This window comes from Vibrio sp. 10N.261.51.A3 (genome assembly GCF_041471965.1).
GTDB lineage: Bacteria > Pseudomonadota > Gammaproteobacteria > Enterobacterales > Vibrionaceae > Vibrio > Vibrio crassostreae_C.
In genome coordinates, this window is record NZ_JBFRPK010000015.1 from 43,185 (window position 1) to 66,409 (window position 23,225).

Here is a 23,225-nt window from a genome sequence, read left to right on the forward strand (position 1 = left end):
CGCTTTTAAATAAATCGAAAATAAATCTGAGACAGATTTGGGCAAACGCAGCTTAAGAGTAAGGCTACCGAAAGTCGGCCACCTGACTGAAATAGGGGGTGCGAAGTACAGTGACTTGCAGGGGTTGATTACGTTTTTCATGCGAGAAGAGGGCATTCGAATGTGAGGTTAATGTCCATTTAAATCCTGTCCAAAGTACTGCTTTATGCAAAGCAGGTATCCGCAATAAAAACGTGTGAATTTGTTTAATGGTTGAGCAGGCTACCCGAGGTGAGTGGCCGATACAATGCTCCCAGAGGCCACTATGATCTGTTCAGACCAGATGATTTCACGGAACTTTTGTTTTTTGTATTTTTAATGGAATTAACTTATTGATAATTAATGGGTACGAGTGATTTTTTAGTGTTTATGCTCTATTTTTTGACTTGGTGAGATCTATGTCAGATTTTTGTAAGTAACATTTAATAGATGCCTGTTCTGTAAGGCTAAGTGTGATCTGTGTTTTAATTTGTTATTATTTGAAAAATTAGTTTTAAGTCCGCATATGAAGGGTGTTTCCTGCGCAGATTCTCTATGTTTATCTCAAATCATAGGTGACTTAAATTTGTTCGTTTTGATGGTTTTTTGATAAGTGGTTTGAAGAAGTGAGCGTGAGTAAATTGGAAAATCCAATCGTTGATTTGTGGCTATGTTCTTTGAGTAATTTGCGTGATGATGTAGGCAGTAAGTCACACCTCAAACAGACACTCACAGCTGATGAAATAGCGAAGGTCGAGCGGTATCGAATGCCCTCATCTCAAGTTCAAGCCCTATATGTTCGCAACTACCTAAGAAAGGTGTTGTCTAGCTATTCTGATTTAATGCCCGAAGCGTGGTGCTTTGAATATGGCGAGAAAGGAAAGCCCAGTTTAGTCGCCGAACAGCAACTCATGACGGGGTTAAACTTCAATATCAGTCATAGCAAAGAACATTTGTTGATTGCAGTTTGCCAACGAGAAGGGAAGCCAGTCCAACTGGGTGTCGATATCGAACATGCAAGAAGCTCGACCAATATCGACTCGATCATGAAGCACTATTTTTCAGATAAAGAATTGGCGGATTTACTTGAACTTAGTAAAGAGCTGCAGAGAGAGCGTTTTTTCGATCTTTGGGCGCTGAAGGAGTCGTATATCAAAGCGACAGGTAAGGGGTTGGCCACATCATTGAAAAGTTTTTCGTTCGATTTTTCCAATCTAACTCAACAAACGCTGCCAGTTCATTCGTCGGGTTTACGACCAGAGTTACATGGAGGAATCATTGTCCATAACGGTGTAGGGTTGGATGCTGCTGAAAATGACAATACTTCAACAGATTGGCAATGCAGTTTAGGAAGGCTGGATAACCAGTTTCGATTTGCCGTGACGCTTGGTGGTGCAACGCTTCCTATGCAATTAGAGATTAAGTGCTTCCCCAAATCGAAGCTACTTGGCTGAGTTTACGTTCGTTACACTAGAACCTTTAGCTTCTAATCTTGAACACGGCTCGCTCTCAGCCATTCGTAATATTGGCTAACTCGTTTCGCCAAGCATCGCTTTTAATACTTCTGCGGGTACAGGCTGAAGTTGTTTGTCTTTATCTAGGCAAACCATCTCGATATCACCAATCACGGCAGGTTTGGTTGCATCTTTACGCCATACCTCTTGTCGCCATAAGGTTTTGTATTTGCCATCGAGCTCAAAAGAGGTTCGGATATCGCAGATCTCTGCGAACTCAACGCCGTCTTGAAAGGTCATATTGGCTTTATACACCGCAAACCCCAGTCCATGTTCATTCCACAACTCTGCCAGTTTATCGCTGCCCAACACATGCTCGCGCGCACGCTCAAAGTATTTAAGAAAGTTAGGGTGATAAACCACACCTGAGTGATCGGTATCTTCGTAGTAAATCTGTACTGGGTGATGGTAGATCTGACTCATGGGTAGCAACTCTTGGTAAGTAGTGGATCAGTAAATCTGACTAAGTTGTGCAGCACTCTACAGGATAGGTTGAAATTACTTCAAGGCATCATCGTGAAAGGGGCTTTTGGTCAGACCTCATTTATCACTGATGCTTTGGTCAACTCCCACCCATTTACAAATATTCTATGTGTCATTTTCCACCCATTAATTTTTGTAGCGAGTTAGCGACAACTGCAGGCAGATCTGATGAAGCCTTGCGGTTAAAGGCTTGTTAATGAATTGTGTCAATATGGCGCGCTAATTGCCTTAGTGAAAGCACGCAGTTCCCATTGAAGGGCTGCTTTGTTTACTAAGGAGAATAATAATGTTTAAGCCTCTTACCCTGCTGTCTGTATCTGCTCTGGCGCTCACAAGTTTTAATGCTGCTGCAAACTGTGACCCTGGTGAAATCGTGATTAAATTCAGTCATGTAACCAATACCGATAAGCACCCGAAAGGCATCGCCGCTTCTTTACTGGAAGAGCGAGTAAACACAGAAATGAATGGAAAAGCTTGTATGCAAGTTTTCCCTAACTCAACACTTTACGATGATAATAAGGTACTGGAAGCCCTGTTAAATGGTGATGTTCAAATGGCGGCGCCATCGCTGTCAAAATTTGAGAAGTTCACTAAGAAATACCGCATTTTTGACCTTCCTTTCCTATTTGAAGACGTAGAAGCCGTTGACCGTTTCCAAAACTCAGAATCTGGTGAAAAGCTGAAGAACGCGATGAAGCGTCGTGGCCTGCAAGGTCTTGCGTTTTGGCACAATGGCATGAAACAGATGTCGGCGAACAAACCTCTTATCAGCCCTGAAGATGCAAAAGGTTTGAAATTCCGTGTTCAAGCATCGGATGTATTGGTGGCTCAGTTTGAACAACTAGGCGCTAACCCACAGAAGATGTCTTTCAAAGAAGTGTACGGTGGCTTGCAAACTAAAGTTATCGATGGTCAAGAGAACACATGGTCAAACATCTACGGTAAGAAGTTCTTTGAAGTACAAGACGGCGTGACCGAAACTAATCACGGTATCTTGGATTACCTAGTTGTAACGTCAAACGACTTCTGGAAAGACCTACCTGAAGATGTACGCACACAGCTTGGCACTATCGTTCAAGAAGTGTCTGAGACGCGTAACGCAGAATCTTCAAAAGTTAACCTAGCGAACAAAAACAACATCATCGAAGCGGGTGGTGAGGTTCGTACACTTACGCCTGAACAGCGTGAAGCATGGGTAGCTGCACTTCAACCAGTATGGAAGAAGTTTGAAAAAGACATCGGTTCAGACCTTATCGATGCAGCGTTAGCTTCAAACCAATAACACCGCTAAGGGAGTGGCGAGTATTCGTCACTCCTTATTAAAACAATTATAAGCGGAGTCAATTATGGAAAAGCCTCAAATGGAACAACCAAATTCTAGCGAATCAGCACTGGAAACCTCTCTTTTTTCCAAAGTCGGAAGAGTTACGGATGTGATTGAAGAGTCACTAATCGCATTTTTCCTTGGCGCAATGACGCTACTTACTTTTGCCAACGTGGTATTTCGATACGCATTCAATGACAACATCTTATGGGCACTGGAACTGACCGTGTTCATGTTTGCTTGGATGGTGTTAGTGGGCGCATCTTATGGCGTTAAAAAACACTTCCACATTGGTGTTGATGTGATCATCAACCTTGCCCCAGAAAAGCTACGCAAAGTGTATGCGCTCATCGCCGTGACAAGCTGCCTAGCATTTTCAATCTTACTTCTTATCGGTTCTTGGAATTATTGGTACCCATTCGCGACCGATCGCGCATGGTACGAGACCGACGATATTCCAATGCCAGAGATGCTTCAGTTTCTTGCTGACTGGCTGAATGAAGGCGAGCGATACGAGAAACTGCCACGTTTTATTCCTTATATGGCGCTGCCGATTGGTATGGCAATGCTAACGTTCCGTTTTGCTCAAGTTGCTTACCAAGTCGTCACAGGCAAGCTTGACCGCATGATTGCAGGACACGAAGCCGAAGAAGAGCTGGATGCGCTGAAAGCAGACGTGCTAGCGGGCCCTGACGAAGATGCAACAGCGGTATTGAATTCGACTCCGCAGAACAAAGCGAATGAGTCGAGTACAAAATCTAACGGTAAGGAAGACTAATCATGGCAATGTTATTTCTATTTTTAATGGTAATTGCTTTCATGTTGGTCGGTGTACCAATTGCAATTTCCCTCGGTTTATCGAGCGTAATATTCTTATTGATGCACTCAGATGCGTCATTAGCTTCAGTCGCACAAACGCTGTTTAATGCATTTGCAGGCCACTACACACTCTTAGCGATTCCTTTCTTTATTTTGGCCTCTAGCTTCATGTCTACTGGTGGCGTGGCGAAACGTATTATCCGTTTTGCTATCGCGATGGTAGGTTGGTTCCGCGGCGGCTTGGCGATGGCGTCGGTTGTGGCATGTATGATGTTCGCAGCCCTTTCTGGTTCATCTCCTGCAACGGTAGTGGCGATCGGTAGTATAGTTATCGCAGGTATGATCAAAAACGGTTACTCAAAAGAGTTCGCGGCAGGGGTTATCTGTAACGCGGGTACTTTGGGTATCTTGATTCCGCCGTCCATCGTGATGGTGGTATACGCGGCGGCGACCGATGTATCGGTAGGTCGTATGTTCTTAGGTGGCGTTATTCCTGGTTTGCTGGCGGGTGTGATGTTGATGATTGCTATCTACATCGCAGCACGTATTAAGAAGATTCCGGCACAGCCATTTGTGGGCTGGGGCGAGATGTTCGCAGCTGCGAAAGATGCGAGCTGGGGCTTGCTGCTGATTGTCATCATTCTAGGTGGTATCTACGGCGGCATCTTTACTCCGACAGAAGCGGCGGCAGTGGCTGCGGTGTATGCCTTCTTCATTGCCAACTTTATCTATAAAGATATGGGGCCTTTCGCTGACAAGAACAATACAAAGCCTGCTTTGGTTAAGGTGTTCCAAACGTTTTTCCATAAAGACACCAAAGACACACTTTACGATGCAGGCAAGCTGACGATCATGCTGCTGTTTATCATTGCCAATGCTCTGATTCTTAAGCATGTACTGACCGAAGAACGCATTCCTCAAATGATCACTGAGTCTATGCTATCTGCGGGCTTGGGTCCGATCACCTTTTTGATTGTAGTAAACGTTTTACTCTTGATTGGTGGGCAGTTCATGGAGCCATCAGGCTTGCTGATCATCGTTGCTCCTTTGGTATTCCCAATTGCAATTGCGCTCGGTATCGACCCAATTCACCTAGGTATCATGATGGTGGTGAACATGGAGATAGGGATGATAACGCCGCCTGTCGGGCTCAATTTGTTTGTGACCGCAGGTGTCGCGAAGATGTCGATGATGAACGTGGTAAAAGCCGCATTGCCGTGGGTTGGGGTGATGTTCTTATTCCTGATTATCGTCACTTACGTACCTTGGGTATCAACATGGTTACCAACCACCTTGATGGGACCAGAGATCATAACCAAGTAGCTATTTGAGTCATTCACTGACATGGAATTTAATCCATAAAAAATGAGGAGGTCGCTAGACCTCCTCATCTATATTTCTGCCACGATTTGAATGAGGCTTTATCTGCTCATACAAAGCGCGTTTTGCCTCTAATTCTGGCGTGTGTAGATCGACATGATTGTCAGCATAAAAAATACCATCTATCTCGAAAGTATCGGTAATCGATGGCACTTTTGTTTTCTCACCCATAACCACTTCCTTATAATATTTATTGCATAACATCCTGTTGTCGAAATAAGTATAGGTGATCTTGCTCCCAAATCTAATTTAGTTTGGTTCTACCTTATAAGATTCTTTCGTTAGCTGGTGCTTTTGCATCTTATCGTAGAGGGTTTTCCTCGGTAATTGCAGCCTCTCCATGGTCTCTTTTATACTGCCATTGCATTCAATAAGTGCCTGCTTCAACGTGTTTTTTTCAAAGTCAGATACCAATTCTGCCAAAGACAGTTCTTGAGTAGTTTCAGTGGCGCTGTCTGATAAGTGAGAAAGCTTACCTAAAAGTACAAAACGCTCTGCAGTATTACGTAATTCTCGAACATTTCCCGGCCAGTCATGAGCCAAAAGTGCGTGCAGCTCCTTTTGTGGAAGGGCAGGGGCAGTCTTGCCATAACGCGCCGCAGCGACCAGTAAGAAGTGGTGGAAGAGTGCTGGGATATCTTCTTGTCGGCTTCTTAACGGCGGTAAATCTAAGGTCACAACATTGAGTCGATAATAGAGATCTTGGCGGAAAGAGCCTTCTTCAGCGGCTTTCTTTAGGTCGACTTTGGTTGCTGCTATCACTCGAATATCTAGTGGCACTAAACCGTTTGAACCAACTCGCTCAATAACGCGTTCTTGTAAGACGCGTAATAGGCGAATTTGTGCCTGCATCGGCATGGATTCAACTTCATCTAAGAATAGAGTTCCGCCTTGAGCAAACTCGAATTTACCCACTCGCTTGCTTTCTGCGCCCGTGAATGCCCCTTTTTCATGGCCATACAGTTCACTCTCAATCAGGTTTTCAGGAACAGCACCACAGTTGACCGCGACAAAGTTTTGCTCTCGACGGCTGCTTTGTTCATGCAGAGAACGTGCTACTAACTCTTTACCTGTACCTGTCTCGCCAAACAATAATATATCGGCATTGGTGTCGGCAATATGGGTGATGATGGAGCGCAGCTCAGTCATGGATTGCGTATCACCAATGATTCTAGGGCCGAGCGCTTGGCTGGCTTTGAGTGAACGTTTTAACTCAAGGTTCTCTAGTGTGAGCTGACGTTTTTCTATCGCTCGCTTAGTGGTTTCGATTAGGCGTTCATTAGCGAAAGGTTTTTCAATGAAGTCATAGGCGCCGTATTGGATGGCTTGAACGGCCATTGAAATATCGCCGTGACCAGTAATCATGATCACGGGGATCTCTTTGTCTTTGTGCATCACGGTGTTGAGCAGATCATGCCCGGATAGACCTGGTAGACAGATATCAGTGATGATCACGTGAGGTAAGCCGTTTTCTTGAATCGCGAGCAGAGCAGACTCCGCATCGGGAAAGAATTCGGCATCAATGTCGGCGAGCTCGAAGCTCTGTTCAATCGCCATTCTTAGATCGGATTCATCATCAATGAAATAGACGTGACACATAGTGATTCCTTTACTTCTTTGTATTCTGGTTATTGCTGAGTTTTTGTTTGCTGTTCATGTCCAACAATGGGCAACTCTATGCTGATTCGAGCACCGCCTTGAGGGCTACTACCGGTAACGAGCTTGCCATTTATTCCGTTGATTATTTGTTGAGAAATCGATAGCCCAAGTCCAAGTCCGTTTTTCTTGGTGGTATGGAAGGGTTCAAAAAAGTGTCCGTTCGAAGGGGAGGTGAAGCCGGGACCATTATCATCGACATGAATCAGCAAGGTCTGGGCTTGTTGATGGTCGGACTCTCTAATCTCTAACAGAATAGCTAATTGTTTGTCATCTTGTTGTTCCACCGCCTGAATCGCGTTGGTCAGCAGGTTAATGATCACCTGTTCCAGTTGAATGGCGTTGGCGAGCACGCAAGCATCAAAGGTCTCAGGGAGTTCGTTGACCTTAACTCGCTCGCTCTTGAGTTGTGGCTTCATCAGCTCTTTCGATGAATGTAAAACTGGGAGTATTTGTAAGGTGTGTAGCTCTTCCGCAGTAGATTTTTTGGCGAACGAGCGAAGCTGGTGGCTGATTTTCGCCATACGATCAGTGAGTGCCGAGATTCGCGATAGATTGTCATCGACACGATCGGTTTTTTCTTTGGCAAGAAACAATCGGCCGTTGTCGGCATAACTGCGAATCGCGGCAAGCGGGTTATTCAGTTCGTGACTGATGCTCGCTGACATCTGCCCTAGCACTGCTAGTTTGGCGGCTTGGATGAGCTCGTCTTGGGTTTGCCTCAGAACATGCTCGGTTTCGATACGGTGTTTGATCTCAACATGTAACTCCGATGTACGTTCAAGCACTTGAAATTCGAGTTTTTGCTTGGCTTCGGATTGCAGCCTGTCTATCTGTGCTCGTCTTTGTTGTCTATGGTGGTTGAGCTGCATTGTTAGATAAATAATCGCAAAGATTAGGCTCAAAACCACAAGGTAAGCAACCAAGTCCCACCAAACTAAGTGGGTTGGAGAAAATACCCGTATGGTGAGTCTTGGTTCGGCTAGGAAACGCGAAGAACTAAAGAACTGCTCTTGGACGAGTTTGTGTGGCGACTCAATACGACTGGTGGCACTGTCTAAATCGCCGGAGAAGTGCAGGCTTTCTATTTTTGTATCGAGATACTGCCTGCTTTCTTGAATTCGAGTGTGTTGTACTTCGCTTAGCGGCTGAAGGCTTTTGAACAGCCACTCAGGGTTACTCGACATAAATACAATTTGATCTTTATCGTCAGCAACAAAAAAACTCTGTTTGCCTTTCCAACTTGCTTCAATCAGCGATAAATCCATCTTTACGACAATGACGCCAATAATCTCGGCGGCATAGGAGACGGGGTAAGAATAATAATAGCCTCGCTTTCCAGAGGTTGAACCTAGCGCAAAATATTGATTTTCATTGCCAATAATCGCTTCTTGAAAGTAGGGGCGGAAAGCAAAGTTACGACGAATAAAAGAACGCGGTTGATTCCAGTTACTGGCTGCAATGGTGGTGCCGATACTGTCTAGTAGGTAGGTGTCGGATGCTTGAATCACCGAGTTTACGTGCTCTAGATAACGATTAGTGAGTTCGATTTGCGCAGAGTTACTTGGAGAGTGCAGGGCATCGACCAGCTCTTTGTCTTTTGAAAGCAGCTCGGGAATGTGCGCGAACTTATCCAATTGGCTTGAAATATGAACAGAAAAGCGGTCCAGCTTAGATTGATGATCATTTAACAAACTTTCATGGCTCGTGCTCCACACCCAATGACCGCCAAACACCATCAGTAAACTGTATGTGACCATTAACAGTATTGGGATTTTAAAAGCTTGAAACATGAAGGCTCTCCGCTGATTTCTTTGGTAAACAATCAAGCCTGTCTTCTCTCGTTTATGGTAGCAAATAGCGGTAGTTTTTGCTGAAAGCAGAGAGTGAACAGATGGATGTAGGTTAAGGGTTTGTAACGGGGATTGTTGAAAAAGTTATCGACTCTGAGGGGTAAAACAAGAGCAAGATCTCTTTTTAAGGTTTTTAGCAAAAAAAGCCCTCGATTCCCTTGAAAAAGTCGCTATTGTCCCCATTTCTGTTGTGCTAAGTGATGATTTGATCGTTTTTGTATCACTTAGTTGGACGAATTTAGAGCATTCATCATCATGCAGAGGTGAACGGCTCGACAGAGATTAAACAGATCGCTAGAATGTCGCGTCTAAAATTTCTGTCCTGAGGCTAATCGGAGATACCTTTCTTGTTTCTGAAAACAAGCTTTATTGCGTTTTAATCGACGTGTGAAGAACGAAGATATCGCTGATTAGTCTGGTGTTTGGTTGAATAATCAATTCAGACATCAATGCTCGATTTTAAATTAGGTGTTCGGATAGAGCACTACACAAGGATGCAGCCAACAACGTCTGCTTTTGAATTAAAGCTAAGTTACGGCTCATATGCTCAGATTACTGAGCCAGTTTTGAGGTTTATATAATGCAAGTTACTGTTGAAACGCTAGAAGGCCTAGAGCGCCGTCTTAATATTACTGTTCCTGCTGCTAACATCGAAGATGCAGTTACAGCTGAACTACGCAACATCGCGAAAAACCGTCGTTTCGATGGTTTCCGTAAAGGCAAAGTGCCAATGAAGATGGTTGCTAAAATGTACGGCAAAGCAGTACGTCAAGACGTGATGGGCGAAGTAATGCAACGTCACTTCATCGAAGCGATCGTTAAAGAGAAAATCAACCCAGCTGGCGCACCTACTTTCGCACCAGTTGAAAACAACGAAGGCGCTGACCTAGTATTCAACGCAACTTTTGAAGTTTACCCAGAAGTTGAGCTGAAAGGTCTAGAAAACATCACTGTTGAGAAACCAGCAGTAGAAGTTAAAGAAGCTGACGTTGAAGAGATGATCGAAACTCTACGTAAGCAACAAGCAACTTGGACTGAAGTTGAAGCTGCTGCTGACGCTGGTTCTCGTGCAACTATCGACTTCGTTGGTTCTATCGACGGTGAAGAGTTTGAAGGCGGCAAAGCTGAGAACTTCCCACTAGAGATGGGCGCTGGTCGCATGATCCCTGGCTTCGAAGACGGTATCGTTGGTAAAACAGCAGGTATGGAATTCGAAATCGACGTAAACTTCCCAGAAGATTACCACGCTGAAAACCTAAAAGGTAAAGCAGCTAAGTTCTCTATCAAGCTGAACAAAGTTGAAGCTCGTGAACTTCCAGAACTAAACGAAGAATTCGTTTCTAAGTTCGGCGCTGCTGACGGCGTTGAAGGTCTTAAAGCTGAAGTTCGTAAGAACATGGAGCGTGAGCTTAAGCAAGCTGTTAAGAACCGCATCAAAGAGCAAGCTATCGACGGTCTAGTTAACGAAAACAACATCGACGTACCTTCTGCTCTTATCGATCAAGAAATCGGTGTTCTACGTCAACAAGCTGCTCAACGTTTCGGTGGCAACACTGAAGCTGCTGACCAACTTCCACGTGAGCTGTTCGAAGAGCAAGCTAAACGTCGCGTAGTTGTAGGTCTTCTTCTTGGTGAAGTAATCAAGACTGAAGAGCTAAAAGCTGACGACGAGAAAGTTAAAGCTATCATCGAAGAGATGGCTACAGCATACGAAGATCCAACAGAAGTTATTGCTTACTACGAGCAAAACGAGCAAATGATGAACAACATGCGCAATGTTGCTCTAGAAGAGCAAGCTATTGATGCAATCATCGCTAAAGCTCAAGTTTCTGATAAAGAAGTTAGCTTCAACGAGCTAATGAATCAGCAACCTGCTTAATATAGTAATATCTGACGTAGAGGGTTGACGTACGGTCAACAATTCTGCTAACAATGGTCCGTATGATTTAATCATTCGGGCCATTTATTTTAGGGACATAAGAATATGAGCTACCAAGAAAAAAATACAATGCCATCGATTATGGACGCACTAGTTCCTATGGTGGTTGAACAGACTTCCCGTGGTGAACGTTCTTACGATATTTATTCTCGTCTATTAAAAGAACGTATCATTTTCTTAACAGGTCAAGTGGAAGACCACATGGCAAATCTTGTCGTGGCTCAACTGCTTTTCTTGGAATCAGAAAACCCAGACAAAGATATCTATCTTTACATCAACTCACCTGGCGGTAGCGTAACAGCAGGCATGTCTATCTACGACACAATGCAGTTCATCAAGCCAAACGTGAGCACAGTATGTATGGGTCAAGCTTGCTCTATGGGTGCATTCTTACTAGCGGGTGGTACTCCTGGTAAGCGTCACGTGCTTCCAAACTCACGTGTAATGATTCACCAGCCACTTGGCGGCTTCCAAGGCCAAGCGTCTGATATTCAAATTCACGCGCAAGAGATCCTAACGATCAAACAAAAGCTAAACAAACTATTGGCAGAGCACACAGGTCAGCCTCTAGAAGTTGTTGAGCGCGATACAGATCGTGATAACTTCATGTCTGCTGATCAAGCAGTAGAATACGGCTTGGTGGATTCAGTTCTTAATCACCGCGGTCAATAATTGCAGGGCAATTGTTTAACGCAAAGTGATTCAAATTGATATACACTCAAGCATAGAGAGTTAAGGCTAAGAGGTTAGCGAATGACAGATAAAAGCAAAGAGGGTGGTAGCGGTAAACTGCTTTACTGCTCTTTCTGTGGCAAAAGCCAACACGAAGTTCGCAAGTTAATCGCAGGTCCTTCTGTTTACATTTGTGATGAATGTGTCGATCTTTGTAACGACATTATTCGTGAAGAAATTAAAGATGTTCTTCCTAAGAAAGAATCGGAATCGCTGCCAACGCCGCGTGAGATTCGTGAGCATCTTGACGACTATGTAATCGGTCAAGAATACGCGAAGAAAGTGCTAGCAGTTGCAGTTTATAACCACTACAAGCGTTTACGTAATGGTGATACGACAGCTGAAGGCGTAGAGCTAGGTAAGAGTAACATTCTTCTTATCGGTCCTACTGGTAGTGGTAAAACACTACTGGCTGAAACATTGGCTCGTTTCCTAGACGTTCCTTTCACAATGGCAGACGCAACAACACTAACCGAAGCGGGTTACGTGGGCGAAGATGTTGAAAACATCATCCAGAAGTTGCTTCAGAAATGTGATTACGACGTAGCGAAAGCGGAACGCGGCATTGTTTACATCGATGAAATCGACAAGATTTCTCGTAAAGCTGAAAACCCATCAATCACGCGTGACGTGTCTGGTGAAGGTGTACAGCAAGCTCTACTAAAACTTGTTGAAGGTACAGTAGCTTCAGTTCCACCTCAAGGTGGTCGTAAGCATCCACAGCAAGAGTTCTTGCAAGTGGACACGTCTAAGATCTTATTTATCTGTGGTGGTGCGTTTGCAGGCCTAGATAAAGTGATTGAACAGCGTGTAGAAACAGGTTCAGGTATCGGCTTTGGCGCAGAAGTGCGTTCAAAAGATGAAACCAAAACTATCGGTGAATTGTTCACTCAAGTAGAACCTGAAGATCTAGTGAAATATGGTCTGATTCCAGAATTCATTGGTCGTCTACCTGTGACAACAACACTGACAGAGCTTGATGAAGAAGCGCTAATCCAAATCCTATGTGAGCCAAAGAATGCACTTACAAAACAGTACGCAGCATTATTTGAGCTTGAGGATACAGAGTTAGAATTCCGTGAAGATGCTTTACGTGCCATTGCTAAGAAAGCAATGAACCGTAAAACAGGTGCTCGTGGTCTACGTTCTATCTTGGAGGGTGTTCTACTAGAAACTATGTACGAACTGCCATCTTCAACTGATGTAAGCAAGGTTGTGATTGATGAGTCGGTAATTAATGGTGAGTCAGAACCACTATTAATTTACAGCAACTCAGATAACCAAGCAGCTGTTGCAGAGTAGGTCTTTTTTAGACAAGTCACTCAAATTGAAAAAGGAGGTAAGCAATTACCTCCTTTTTTTTATTCTTCCATTGAATCCAGTCGTTTAAGCCCCATATACTGCTTTATAAGTTAAAGCGGAAGAGAGAAATATATGAACTTGGAACGTTCCGAGCGTATCGAAATCCCCGTGCTACCTCTACGTGATGTAGTGGTTTACCCACACATGGTTATTCCATTGTTTGTTGGTCGTGAAAAATCGATTACTTGCCTTGAATCGGCAATGGAAGCTAACAAACAAGTACTACTTGTAGCGCAGAAAGAAGCGGACACTGATGAGCCTTCAATTGACGACCTATTTAAAGTAGGAACTGTCGCTACCATTCTTCAGTTACTAAAGCTCCCTGATGGTACTGTTAAAGTGCTTGTCGAAGGTCAGCAGCGTGCAAAAATTCACCAATTCAAAGAAAGTGAGTTTTTCTTAGCGGACGCAGAATACGTTGTAACCTCAGAACTTGACGAAAAAGAACAAGAAGTGGTTGTTCGCAGCGCGATCAATCAATTCGAAGGCTTTATTAAGCTGAACAAAAAGATTCCACCAGAAGTTCTAACATCTCTGAACGGTATTGATGAGGCAGCTCGCCTTGCTGATACGATTGCTGCACACATGCCACTTAAACTGGTAGACAAGCAGCACGTTCTAGAAATCTTAGATGTGACTGAACGTCTGGAATTCTTGATGGGCCAAATGGAGTCAGAAATTGACATCTTGCAAGTTGAAAAACGCATTCGTGGCCGCGTTAAGAAGCAAATGGAAAAATCTCAGCGTGAGTACTACCTGAATGAGCAAATGAAAGCGATTCAGAAAGAACTTGGCGAGATGGACGACGCTCCTGATGAATTCGAGACTCTGAAGAAGAAGATCGAAGACTCTAAGATGCCTCAAGAAGCTCGTGAAAAAACCGAGCAAGAACTGCAAAAACTGAAAATGATGTCGCCAATGTCTGCTGAAGCAACAGTAGTACGTAGCTACATTGATTGGATGGTGGGCGTTCCTTGGGCTAAGCGTTCAAAAGTGAAAAAGAATCTAGCGAAAGCGGAAGAGATCTTAAACGAAGACCACTACGGCTTAGAGCGTGTTAAAGAACGTATTCTTGAATACTTGGCAGTACAAAACCGTATCAACAAGCTAAAAGGCCCAATCCTTTGTCTTGTTGGTCCTCCTGGTGTAGGTAAAACCTCGCTAGGTCGTTCGATTGCTGCGGCAACGGGTCGTAAGTACACGCGTATGGCACTTGGTGGCGTTCGTGATGAAGCTGAGATTCGTGGTCACCGTCGTACGTACATCGGTTCACTTCCGGGTAAACTGATCCAGAAGATGTCTAAAGTTGGTGTTAAGAACCCACTGTTCCTATTAGATGAGATCGATAAGATGTCTTCTGATATGCGTGGCGACCCATCTTCAGCACTTCTAGAAGTTCTAGATCCAGAACAAAACAACGCATTTAACGATCACTACCTAGAAGTAGATTACGATCTGTCAGATGTTATGTTCGTGGCAACATCGAACTCGATGGACATTCCTGGGCCTCTACTGGACCGTATGGAAGTGATTCGTCTATCTGGTTACACAGAAGATGAGAAGCTGAACATTGCTAAGAGCCATTTACTGGACAAGCAAGTTCAACGCAACGGTCTTAAGCCTCATGAAATTGAGATTGAAGACTCTGCAATCATCGGCATCATTCGTTACTACACGCGTGAAGCGGGTGTACGTAGCCTAGAGCGTGAAATCTCAAAGATCTGTCGTAAAGCAGTGAAGAACATCTTGCTAGACAGCGATCTTAAGTCTGTAACGGTTAACATTGATAACCTGAAAGAGTACTTAGGTGTTCAACGCCACGACTTCGGTAAAGCGGATGAAAGCAACCGTATCGGTCAAGTAACAGGCCTAGCGTGGACTCAAGTGGGTGGTGATCTACTGACTATCGAGACCGAAGCAATGCCGGGCAAAGGTAAGCTAACGCAAACTGGCTCACTTGGCGACGTGATGAAAGAGTCGATTCAAGCGGCAATGACAGTGGTTCGTTCTCGTGCTGAAAAACTGGGTATCAACTCAGATTTCTACGAAAAACGTGACATTCACGTTCACGTACCAGAAGGTGCTACACCGAAAGATGGCCCGAGTGCGGGTATCGCAATGTGTACTGCACTTGTCTCTAGCTTGACGGGTAACCCGGTTAAAGCAGAGGTCGGTATGACAGGTGAAATTACCCTTCGTGGTGAAGTTTTACCTATCGGTGGCTTGAAAGAAAAACTGCTTGCTGCACACCGTGGCGGCATCAAAACTGTACTGATCCCTAAAGACAATGAGCGTGATTTGGAAGAGATTCCAGACAACGTAATCGCTGACTTGAAGGTGATCCCGGTTCAGTGGATTGATGAAGTACTCAAAGTCGCGCTAGAACGAGATCCGTCAGGGGTCGAGTTTGACGTGAAAAAATAGTGATGCATAGCAAAAATAAGTAAAGAATTACGCTGATAGGCCCGAAAAGGCTTGTCAGCGTTTTTTTTGGACGCTAAGTTATTGATCAAAGCGGCAGCCCTTTTGCAATAAGGCTTTCGGCTAAATTAAAACCAAAATGGAACGTACAGTCATCAGAAGTAGTCACAGATGACACATAGGGGAAAAACAGTGAATAAAACACAACTAGTAGAATCAATCGCAGAAAACGCAGACATCTCTAAAGCTTCAGCTGGCCGCGCTCTAGACGCATTCATCGAAGCAGTTGGCACAACGCTACAATCTGGTGACCAAGTTGCACTTGTTGGCTTTGGTACTTTCAGTGTTCGTACTCGTGCTGCTCGTACAGGTCGTAACCCAAAAACTGGTGAAGAGATCCAAATCGCAGAAGCTAAAGTACCTGGCTTCAAAGCGGGTAAAGCACTTAAAGACGCATGTAACTAATTTTCACTGCTGAAACCTCCATTTAAGAGGGGAAGGCAGTAAAATGCGTTTACTGTTTGAAAAATGATGTTTCATTCTTAAACAGTATGTGTACAAAGCACATTGAACTTATTTAAATTATGCGCATCCTACTGATGCGCATTTCTTTTTCTGATAATATCGCGTGAATAGATTTTTATTTTGAAGCCAATGCTTCATATCCGGAGAGCACTTAAATTATGATGGATCGATTACGCGAAGGCGTGAATAGCATCGCGGTAAAAATTATCCTTGGGTTGATTATCCTGTCATTCGTATTCGCAGGTGTAGGCAGCTACATCACCGGTGGCGGTAACAACGCAGCAGCTAAAGTTGGCAACACAGAAATTGCTCGTGGTGAGTTCGAACAGGCTTACCAAAACGAACGTAATCGTATGCAGTCTCAACTTGGCGATTACTTCGCGCAAATGCTTGCAGACCCTGCTTACGTAGAGTCTTTCCGTAAATCAGTACTTGATCGCATGATCAATGACGTACTGCTTGAGCAGCAAGCTGAGTCTCTAGGCCTACGAATCAGTGATTCTCAAATCCGCACCATGATTCTAGAAATGCCTCAGTTCCAAACGGCGGGTCAATTCGACCAAGAAGTTTACCAATCGGCACTACGTCGTGCAGGTTTCAGCGCAGAGAGCTTCGCTGAATACATGCGTCGTGACCTAATGCGCAACCAGCTTGTGACTGCACTTCAAGGCAGCGAATTCGTTCTTCAGGGCGAAATCGATACTCAGAGCAAGCTTATCGCACAAACTCGTGACATTCGCACAGTGACACTGTCTGTTGCTGACCTTGCAAAAGACATCGAGTTAACTGACGAGCAAATCGAACAGTACTACCAAGAGAACCCAGCAGCTTACACTCGTCCAGAGCAAGCTAAGGTATCTTACATTGAGCTTTCTGCTGAAGCGCTTAAGTCTCAGCTTGAAGTAAGCGATGAAGAAGCACAGAAATACTACCAAGAGCACCTAGACAAGTACTCAACGGAAGAGCAACGTAAAGTTAGCCACATCCTAGTTCAAGGCGATGACGAAGCGAAAGCTCAGGCAATCCTAGACGAGCTAAATGCAGGCGCTGATTTTGCTACGCTAGCGGAAGAGAAATCTGACGACTTCGGTAGTGCAGACGTTGGCGGTGACCTAGGTTGGATTGAGCGCGATGTTATGGACCCTGCATTCGAAGACGCGGCTTTCGCTCTTGAGAATATTGGCGATACTACTGGCCTAGTTAAATCTGATTTCGGCTACCACATCATCAAGCTAGACGAACTAAAAGCGTCTCAAGCTCAGCCTTACACTGAAGTAGCGGCAGAGATTAAGACAGAGCTTCTAGACCAACACGCAGTTGATCAGTTCTACGAGCAACAAACTGAGCTAGAAAAAGTAGCGTTTGAATTCCCAGATTCTCTAGTTGATTCTGCAGAAGCTATCAACGCGAAGATCACAACGACAGATTTCATCTCTCAAGTTGACGCTCCAGAAGTTCTGATGACGCCTGCAGTTATGCAAGCTATCTTGAGCCCTGAAGTGAAAGAAGACGGTCTAAACTCGGAAGTTATCGAAGTTGCACCTGAGCACGTAATTGTTGTTCGTGTAGAAGAGACTCGTGATGAGACAGTTCTTCCTCTAGCTGAAGTGAAAGATCAAGTTGTCGCTGCACTGTCTGCTGTACAAGCAGAGCAGCAAGCGGTTGAGCTAGGTGTTTCTCTAGTGAACGAACTTGAGCAAGGCAATGAAGCAGTACTAGCGGACAACAACCTTGAGTTCACTGAACTTGAAACGATTGACCGTAACTCGCCATTAGCGGCATCTGTATTCGCTCTAGCGAAACCAGAAGCAGGTCAAGCTGTGTTCGGTCAATCTAAAGACCAAGACGGTAATATCGTTGTTGTTGAGCTTTCTAAAGTAACGGCTGAGATCAACCCAGCCTACAGCACTCAAATTGGTGCACAGTTGGAGCGAGTTGGTAACCAGCAAGACCTGACTAACGTATTAAACGTACTTCGTAAAAACGCAGACGTTGAATACTACGTAGTGGGTCAAGGTCAGTAAGCGTTTGATTACCTCAGTAGCAAGCTCAAGTTAGAGCTTACTACTGAAATCAACACGTGATTGTTAGGCTTTAATTCAGATTTGTGAGCCAACAAACAAGCTGATGAAAATAAGATGTATAACGAAGCGGGTCACTTAGGTGATCCGCTTTATTTTTATCTGGTGATTGTGTTATCTAGCGCGGCAAATGCATAAGTTACGTTTTTTGAACAAAGGAACTATTTATGCGCACGATATATTCAACACTAATTCTTTCATTTCTGATGCTCTTAAGCCCTGCCGTGTTTGCAGACAGCCCAACCAAGGCTGAGCTTTACGAAGGCATTGAGATTACGGTCAACATCAATACCGCGACGGCAGAAGAACTTTCAGCACTATTGGTTGGCGTGGGTGACAAGAAAGCCAAAGAAATCGTCGATTACAGAGATCAGAACGGGGCATTTACTACTGCTGATGATTTGGTGAGTGTCAAAGGGATAGGTGAAGCGACGGTTGAAAAGAACCGCGAAAGAATTCAACTTTGACCCGTTTTTCTACTTGTTAGAAATGAAGCGATAGATATGAAGCCTCCGGCCAATGCACCTGCTAGGTGGGCTTCAATCGCGATACGAGCATTAATCAGTTCACCAGTCGTGCTAGAAGGGCCAATAAGCTGCTCCCAAGCGATTTTAGCGACTAATCCGAATACTAACAGCCAACTAGACTTCCTGCCGTTTAAAGCCTCTCTGAGCGCGAATAAGCCAAACAACCCATGCAAAGTGCCCGATAGGCCAACGTAGATCTGAATACTTGAAAACAACAGAGCGACGCCAGTCACTAAACTGATCACAAGCAAAGCAACAACAAGCTGTTTTTTACTCGGTTGAAACAGGTAGCTGATGATCCACAAGCCTGCTAGATTCATCAGAAGATGCGAGTAGTTGGTATGTGAAAAGTTTCCTGTTAGGATTCGCCACCATTGCCTATCGGCAATCGCATTGCTATCCCAAACGACCCAAGCTTGTATTGGCTCAAATTGGAATAAGACGCATAAAAGTGAAATGAAAATTAAAACAGGGTACACATTAAATCCATGTCTCGTTATTGCCCCCAATGCAGCAAGGCTTTGAAAGCTTGTATTTGTCAGTGGGTTACACCACTCGAATCGAATGTTGAGCTTATCATTCTTCAGCACCCATCAGAAGAGCATCGTCCGATGGGAACAGCGCGTATTCTCTCGTTATCTCTTAATAACAGCGTGACGTTTGTTGGCGAAGACTTTTCAGACAACGAACAACTCAACGCATTGTTGTGCGATGAACAGTATCAACATGTGATTTTATACCCAAGCGAAAACTCCGTTTCAGTTGAGTCGGCGACATCTCCCAATAAGAAGCTGCGTGTGATTTTATTGGATGGCACGTGGAAGAAAGCATTCAAGATGTGGCAAGTATCGAGTAACTTGCATGCGTTGAACACGGTTCATTTACCGAAAGATCTCAAGGGTAATTACCGAATTCGCAAAGCACCCAGTGAAAATAGCCTTTCAACCGTTGAAGCTGGCTATCATTTACTTAGCTTGTTAGAGCGTGATGGCGACTTTAGCCCTTTGCTAACGGCATTTGACCAAATGATTCAGTTTCAAATCAATCAAATGCCGCCGGGCGTGTTTGAGAAAAACTACTTAGATTAAGCCGTTTTAGTAAAGTGAGTCAGGAATTAAAACTCGGTATGAGCTGAGAACAGTTGCTGATGCATTTTCTGCGCAAGATCATCAGTCATCGATGAAATGTAATCGGCTATCACGCGCATTTTTCGAGACTCATCTTGATGTTGTAGCCATTGCTTCTTGATGGGCAGTGGCAGCAAGCGTTCAGGATCTGCGCTGAATGCTTCAAACATATCCATGATGATCTGTTGACCTTTGTATTCGATGACCTGAACCTGTGGCACTTGAATAACGAACTCGCTGACAAAGTGTTTCAGCTTATCGAGTGTGCCGTCCATGCTCGGCTCGAGCACCGCATTGTAAGCCAACAGTACATTCTCAAAGTTAGCCTCCACTCGCTTAATCGAGATACTGGTCAACAGTGCGTTGACTATCCCACCAATCGCATCCTTTCGACGATACTGTTCACCAGAGAAAAGCATCTCTGTAATTGAATCTAGGTGTTCACAAATCCATGGGTCGGCCATCTCTTTCAGTTGAGGGTAAGCCGATTCGACCCACTGAGCTTTGGTCACAGAGCCAAGCACAATCGCATCTTCTAAATCGTGCACGCCATACGCGATGTCGTCAGCAAGTTCCATGATCGAACAATCCAGTGACTTATATTTGGTCTTGTTGTGCTCAAGTGGCTCGGTATGCGTTTTTCTTTTCTGTTTTAGGAGCTGTTGGTCGCTGCTTGAAAGCGGTTCAAGCACCCAGTTAAACAACTCTTCATCATGATCGTAGATGCCTTTTGCTGGCATCCAATCTTTAGCTCGGAGTTGTCGTTGATGCTTAACGGGTTCAGACTGCAATTTAGCTTGAACCTCACTCAGCAGAGAAGGGTACTTAATTAGACCTAACAAAGTGCGTCGAGATAGGTTCATCCCGTGATGTTCAGTGTAAGGTTCTAGCTGTGTGACTATGCGAAACGTTTGAGCGTTGCCCTCAAAGCCGCCGTGGTCGCGCATCATGTAGTTGAGTGCGACTTCGCCGCCATGTCCATAGGGTGGATGACCGATGTCGTGAGCCAAACACAGTGAATCAATCAAACTGTCTGAGGGTAATAGGTCTCGAAATTCGGGCTGCTTTTTCTTCAGTTGAGCGACGATACCGGTGCCAAGCTGAGCGGCCTCAAGAGAGTGGGTAAGGCGCGTTCGGTGAAAGTCGTTGACCGTGGTGCCATGGATCTGGGTTTTCGCTTGTAAGCGACGGAAAGCAGCAGAGTGAAGCACGCGCGCACGGTCACGCTGATACGGGCTGCGGTGGTCATCCCGTCTTATTTTATGTTCATCGTCATTTCGATGCTGCCATTCTTGTTCGAGTACAAAGGGTGGTTCGAGTTGAGAATTCAAAATAGCACCTATCAAATTGATTTTATTTAGCTAATTAAAAACAACTTATACCCAGCTAGCTTATCTCGTCTAGTGATAATTCAAAGCTCGGTGCGAATGTGGTGAGAAAGTAGTCCATTTCTGGGCTTTTGCGTTGTTCGAGTGTCTCTTCCAATCGGCGCTTGGCTTGCTCGTATTCATGATTGCCCGCACTGAGCTCTTCCAAGCATTTCAGGTACGCACAGATAGTATCTGCCTGCTTGACGATGCTTTGCTCTTCTTTACTCGCAGTACCAGATATTAAGAAGGGGGCGAAGTCGTCTCTGAACTCTTCTGGCAACATCGAAAGCAGTCTTTGTTCTGCCGCGGCTTCTATTTTCTTATACTCTTGTGCAATATCCGGGTTGTAGTATTTAACTGGCGTTGGCAAATCACCCGTCAGTACCTCACTGGTGTCGTGGTACATGCCAAGCAGAGCAATGTGCTCGGGGTTAAGCTGACCATCAAACTTCTTGTTTTTGATCAGTGCCAAGGCGTGTGCCACGAAAGCAACCTGTAGGCTATGTTCTGAAATGTTCTCGCTTGATACCGAACGCATCAGGGGCCAGCGTTGAATTAGCTTCATGCGTGCGAGATGGGCAAAGAAATGGCTCTGTTTCATAAATGTCCTTTTTAAACAATGCTCCACTCGTATCTTATGTTAACTCAAACCGTACGAGACAGCGGATACAAAAAAGGCTCCTAAACAGGAGCCTTTTAAGCATAGAAGTGAATGAATACAAGTTAAAGTCTTTTAAAACAGCAAATTGTAGCCATCTTTCTTTGTGCTCATTAACCTTCGATGAGGTCGTCTTGGCTGTAAGTCTGTAAGAAGCGCTCTAAACGACCAATTGCGATTTCTAGATCTTCGATGTGCGGCAGAGTCACGATACGGAAGTGATCCGGTTTCGGCCAGTTGAAGCCAGTACCTTGAACCAATAACACCTTCTCTTGCTTAAGGAAGTCGAGTACAAACTTCTGATCGTCTTTGATGTTGTACATGTTGGTGTCGATCTTAGGGAACAGGTACATTGCGCCTTTCGGTTTCACGCAAGAAACGCCAGGGATCTTGTTGATCAGTTCCCATGCACGGTCGCGCTGTTCAAGCAGTCGACCACCTGGAAGAATCAGCTCATTGATACTCTGATAGCCACCGAGTGCGGTTTGGATAGCGTGTTGCATCGGAACGTTGGCGCACAAACGCATTGAGGCCAGCATTTCTAGCCCTTCGACATAGCCTTTTGCTAGGTGTTTAGGGCCTGTTAAGAACATCCAACCACCACGGAAACCACATACACGATAAGCTTTAGATAGGCCGTTGAATGTGACCATTAGGACGTCTTCCGCAAGTGTCGCCACTGAAGTGTGTACCGCACCGTCGTAAAGTACTTTGTCGTAGATTTCATCGGCGAAGATGATCAAACCGTGCTCACGAGCAATCTCAACCACTTGTAGTAGGAAATCACGGCTGTAAACCGCGCCCGTTGGGTTGTTCGGGTTGATAAGAACGATGCCGCGCGTCTTTGGTGAAATCTTCGCGCGCATGTCGTCTAAATCTGGATACCAATCAGCATCTTCATCACACATGTAGTGAACCGGTGTACCACCAGAAAGCGCAACAGACGCTGTCCATAGTGGGTAGTCCGGAGCGGGAACTAAGATTTCATCACCATTATCCAGTAGCGCTTGCATAGACATAACGATAAGCTCTGATGCGCCGTTACCAATGTAAACGTCTTCTACATCAAGGTTACGTAGGCCTTTTTTCTGGTAGTGCTGAACAACCGCTTTGCGGGCTGAATAGATGCCTTTTGAGTCGCAGTAACCTTGAGATGTCGGTAGGTTACGGATTACGTCAACAAGGATTTCATCAGGGGCGTCAAAACCAAATGGGGCGGGGTTACCAATATTAAGCTTCAGTATTTTATGCCCTTCTTCTTCCATGCGCTTAGCATGTTTGAGTACAGGCCCCCTGATTTCGTAGCATACGCTGTTGAGTTTTGACGACATCCCGATATTTTGCATTGCCGATTTCCTGAAATTAATTTAAATACTTTATTAAAGTACCGCAAAATGGCGTTTGATAGAATAAAAATCTGATGAATGTCGCATTTC

General features: G+C 44.7%; 20 protein-coding genes and 1 pseudogene. 13 read left to right on the top strand and 8 right to left on the bottom strand.

The window, feature by feature from the left end; all coding sequences use genetic code 11:
* The first annotated feature begins 659 nt into the window (after positions 1 to 659).
* The gene (locus tag AB4371_RS04230) at positions 660 to 1,472 is read left to right on the top strand and encodes a 4'-phosphopantetheinyl transferase superfamily protein (protein WP_372102858.1); all 813 of its coding nucleotides are present in this window, start codon (positions 660 to 662) and stop codon (positions 1,470 to 1,472) included.
* 75 nt (positions 1,473 to 1,547) lie between these two features.
* Here the strand turns inward: AB4371_RS04230 and AB4371_RS04235 are convergent, their stop codons facing one another.
* Complete coding sequence (locus AB4371_RS04235) at positions 1,548 to 1,955, bottom strand: thioesterase family protein (RefSeq protein ID WP_004736070.1); 408 nt, start codon at positions 1,953 to 1,955, stop codon at positions 1,548 to 1,550.
* A gap of 346 nt (positions 1,956 to 2,301) precedes the next feature.
* Between AB4371_RS04235 and AB4371_RS04240 the strand changes: the two genes are divergently transcribed.
* The 3 genes from AB4371_RS04240 to AB4371_RS04250 all read left to right on the top strand — a co-directional run bounded on the left by AB4371_RS04240 (position 2,302) and on the right by AB4371_RS04250 (position 5,481).
* A complete protein-coding gene (locus AB4371_RS04240) occupies positions 2,302 to 3,297 on the top strand; it encodes a TRAP transporter substrate-binding protein (protein WP_016788636.1) in 996 nt (331 codons plus the stop codon).
* 64 nt (positions 3,298 to 3,361) lie between these two features.
* Positions 3,362 to 4,117, top strand: a complete 756-nt coding sequence (locus AB4371_RS04245) for a TRAP transporter small permease (RefSeq protein ID WP_029235189.1) — start codon at positions 3,362 to 3,364, stop codon at positions 4,115 to 4,117.
* A gap of 2 nt (positions 4,118 to 4,119) precedes the next feature.
* A complete protein-coding gene (locus tag AB4371_RS04250) occupies positions 4,120 to 5,481 on the top strand; it encodes a TRAP transporter large permease (RefSeq protein WP_017060625.1) in 1,362 nt (453 codons plus the stop codon).
* A 54-nt stretch (positions 5,482 to 5,535) separates the two neighbouring features.
* Here the strand turns inward: AB4371_RS04250 and AB4371_RS04255 are convergent, their stop codons facing one another.
* The 3 genes from AB4371_RS04255 to AB4371_RS04265 all read right to left on the bottom strand — a co-directional run bounded on the left by AB4371_RS04255 (position 5,536) and on the right by AB4371_RS04265 (position 8,987).
* Positions 5,536 to 5,709 (bottom strand): hypothetical protein, encoded by a 174-nt coding sequence (locus AB4371_RS04255; protein WP_017060624.1) that lies wholly within the window; start codon positions 5,707 to 5,709, stop codon positions 5,536 to 5,538.
* 78 nt (positions 5,710 to 5,787) lie between these two features.
* On the bottom strand, positions 5,788 to 7,137 hold the full coding sequence (locus AB4371_RS04260) for a sigma-54 dependent transcriptional regulator (RefSeq protein ID WP_102393527.1): 1,350 nt from the start codon (positions 7,135 to 7,137) through the stop codon (positions 5,788 to 5,790).
* A 29-nt stretch (positions 7,138 to 7,166) separates the two neighbouring features.
* Positions 7,167 to 8,987: an ATP-binding protein gene (locus tag AB4371_RS04265; protein ID WP_372149089.1), complete on the bottom strand. Its 1,821-nt coding sequence runs from the start codon at positions 8,985 to 8,987 to the stop codon at positions 7,167 to 7,169.
* Positions 8,988 to 9,150: 163 nt separating this feature from the next.
* On the opposite strand from AB4371_RS04265, the pseudogene AB4371_RS04270 reads away from it, so the two are divergent.
* From AB4371_RS04270 to AB4371_RS04305, 8 genes and pseudogenes are all read left to right on the top strand, one after another.
* Positions 9,151 to 9,333 (top strand): annotated as a pseudogene (locus AB4371_RS04270) (hypothetical protein); the annotation flags it as partial.
* Positions 9,334 to 9,627: 294 nt separating this feature from the next.
* Positions 9,628 to 10,926 (top strand): trigger factor, encoded by a 1,299-nt coding sequence (gene tig / locus AB4371_RS04275; RefSeq protein ID WP_017106221.1) that lies wholly within the window; start codon positions 9,628 to 9,630, stop codon positions 10,924 to 10,926.
* A 105-nt stretch (positions 10,927 to 11,031) separates the two neighbouring features.
* Positions 11,032 to 11,658, top strand: coding sequence for an ATP-dependent Clp endopeptidase proteolytic subunit ClpP (gene clpP / locus AB4371_RS04280; RefSeq protein WP_004736080.1), 627 nt, complete (start codon positions 11,032 to 11,034; stop codon positions 11,656 to 11,658).
* A gap of 81 nt (positions 11,659 to 11,739) precedes the next feature.
* The gene (clpX, locus tag AB4371_RS04285) at positions 11,740 to 13,020 is read left to right on the top strand and encodes an ATP-dependent protease ATP-binding subunit ClpX (RefSeq protein ID WP_009847283.1); all 1,281 of its coding nucleotides are present in this window, start codon (positions 11,740 to 11,742) and stop codon (positions 13,018 to 13,020) included.
* A gap of 132 nt (positions 13,021 to 13,152) precedes the next feature.
* Positions 13,153 to 15,504, top strand: a complete 2,352-nt coding sequence (gene lon, locus AB4371_RS04290) for an endopeptidase La (RefSeq protein WP_017060619.1) — start codon at positions 13,153 to 13,155, stop codon at positions 15,502 to 15,504.
* 168 nt (positions 15,505 to 15,672) lie between these two features.
* Positions 15,673 to 15,966, top strand: coding sequence for an HU family DNA-binding protein (locus AB4371_RS04295; protein WP_012604504.1), 294 nt, complete (start codon positions 15,673 to 15,675; stop codon positions 15,964 to 15,966).
* Between the two features lie 218 nt (positions 15,967 to 16,184).
* Positions 16,185 to 18,050 (top strand): peptidylprolyl isomerase, encoded by a 1,866-nt coding sequence (gene ppiD / locus AB4371_RS04300; RefSeq protein ID WP_102429106.1) that lies wholly within the window; start codon positions 16,185 to 16,187, stop codon positions 18,048 to 18,050.
* A gap of 224 nt (positions 18,051 to 18,274) precedes the next feature.
* On the top strand, positions 18,275 to 18,574 hold the full coding sequence (locus AB4371_RS04305; protein WP_017060617.1) for a helix-hairpin-helix domain-containing protein: 300 nt from the start codon (positions 18,275 to 18,277) through the stop codon (positions 18,572 to 18,574).
* On the opposite strand, the gene rrtA is transcribed toward AB4371_RS04305, so the two are convergent.
* Complete coding sequence (rrtA, locus tag AB4371_RS04310; RefSeq protein ID WP_372082542.1) at positions 18,565 to 19,113, bottom strand: rhombosortase; 549 nt, start codon at positions 19,111 to 19,113, stop codon at positions 18,565 to 18,567. The two genes, AB4371_RS04305 and rrtA, sit on opposite strands and share 10 nt — an antisense overlap.
* A 9-nt stretch (positions 19,114 to 19,122) precedes the next feature.
* Here rrtA and AB4371_RS04315 point away from each other — a divergent pair, with 9 nt between their 5' ends.
* Positions 19,123 to 19,722: a tRNA-uridine aminocarboxypropyltransferase gene (locus tag AB4371_RS04315; RefSeq protein ID WP_017060615.1), complete on the top strand. Its 600-nt coding sequence runs from the start codon at positions 19,123 to 19,125 to the stop codon at positions 19,720 to 19,722.
* A 26-nt stretch (positions 19,723 to 19,748) separates the two neighbouring features.
* Here the strand turns inward: AB4371_RS04315 and AB4371_RS04320 are convergent, their stop codons facing one another.
* The 3 genes from AB4371_RS04320 to AB4371_RS04330 form a co-directional block, all read right to left on the bottom strand.
* The gene (locus tag AB4371_RS04320; protein WP_017060614.1) at positions 19,749 to 21,092 is read right to left on the bottom strand and encodes an anti-phage deoxyguanosine triphosphatase; all 1,344 of its coding nucleotides are present in this window, start codon (positions 21,090 to 21,092) and stop codon (positions 19,749 to 19,751) included.
* 55 nt (positions 21,093 to 21,147) lie between these two features.
* Positions 21,148 to 21,732, bottom strand: a complete 585-nt coding sequence (gene yfbR, locus AB4371_RS04325; protein ID WP_017060613.1) for a 5'-deoxynucleotidase — start codon at positions 21,730 to 21,732, stop codon at positions 21,148 to 21,150.
* Between the two features lie 170 nt (positions 21,733 to 21,902).
* On the bottom strand, positions 21,903 to 23,135 hold the full coding sequence (locus tag AB4371_RS04330) for a pyridoxal phosphate-dependent aminotransferase (RefSeq protein WP_017060166.1): 1,233 nt from the start codon (positions 23,133 to 23,135) through the stop codon (positions 21,903 to 21,905).
* Positions 23,136 to 23,225: the final 90 nt, after the last annotated feature.

Excerpts from the sequence above, each read along its gene's own strand:
- AB4371_RS04265 (WP_372149089.1), bottom strand. The coding sequence starts at position 8,987 with ATGTTTCAAGCTTTTAAAATCCCAATACTGTTAATGGTCACATACAGT.
- AB4371_RS04330 (WP_017060166.1), bottom strand. The coding sequence starts at position 23,135 with ATGCAAAATATCGGGATGTCGTCAAAACTCAACAGCGTATGCTACGAA.
- AB4371_RS04250 (WP_017060625.1), top strand. The coding sequence starts at position 4,120 with ATGGCAATGTTATTTCTATTTTTAATGGTAATTGCTTTCATGTTGGTC.
- lon (WP_017060619.1), top strand. The coding sequence starts at position 13,153 with ATGAACTTGGAACGTTCCGAGCGTATCGAAATCCCCGTGCTACCTCTA.
- AB4371_RS04235 (WP_004736070.1), bottom strand. The coding sequence starts at position 1,955 with ATGAGTCAGATCTACCATCACCCAGTACAGATTTACTACGAAGATACC.
- tig (WP_017106221.1), top strand. The coding sequence starts at position 9,628 with ATGCAAGTTACTGTTGAAACGCTAGAAGGCCTAGAGCGCCGTCTTAAT.
- AB4371_RS04295 (WP_012604504.1), top strand. The coding sequence starts at position 15,673 with ATGACACATAGGGGAAAAACAGTGAATAAAACACAACTAGTAGAATCA.
- AB4371_RS04245 (WP_029235189.1), top strand. The coding sequence starts at position 3,362 with ATGGAAAAGCCTCAAATGGAACAACCAAATTCTAGCGAATCAGCACTG.
- clpP (WP_004736080.1), top strand. The coding sequence starts at position 11,032 with ATGAGCTACCAAGAAAAAAATACAATGCCATCGATTATGGACGCACTA.
- AB4371_RS04240 (WP_016788636.1), top strand. The coding sequence starts at position 2,302 with ATGTTTAAGCCTCTTACCCTGCTGTCTGTATCTGCTCTGGCGCTCACA.
- clpX (WP_009847283.1), top strand. The coding sequence starts at position 11,740 with ATGACAGATAAAAGCAAAGAGGGTGGTAGCGGTAAACTGCTTTACTGC.
- AB4371_RS04260 (WP_102393527.1), bottom strand. The coding sequence starts at position 7,137 with ATGTGTCACGTCTATTTCATTGATGATGAATCCGATCTAAGAATGGCG.
- AB4371_RS04315 (WP_017060615.1), top strand. The coding sequence starts at position 19,123 with ATGTCTCGTTATTGCCCCCAATGCAGCAAGGCTTTGAAAGCTTGTATT.
- yfbR (WP_017060613.1), bottom strand. The coding sequence starts at position 21,732 with ATGAAACAGAGCCATTTCTTTGCCCATCTCGCACGCATGAAGCTAATT.
- ppiD (WP_102429106.1), top strand. The coding sequence starts at position 16,185 with ATGATGGATCGATTACGCGAAGGCGTGAATAGCATCGCGGTAAAAATT.
- AB4371_RS04255 (WP_017060624.1), bottom strand. The coding sequence starts at position 5,709 with ATGGGTGAGAAAACAAAAGTGCCATCGATTACCGATACTTTCGAGATA.
- AB4371_RS04305 (WP_017060617.1), top strand. The coding sequence starts at position 18,275 with ATGCGCACGATATATTCAACACTAATTCTTTCATTTCTGATGCTCTTA.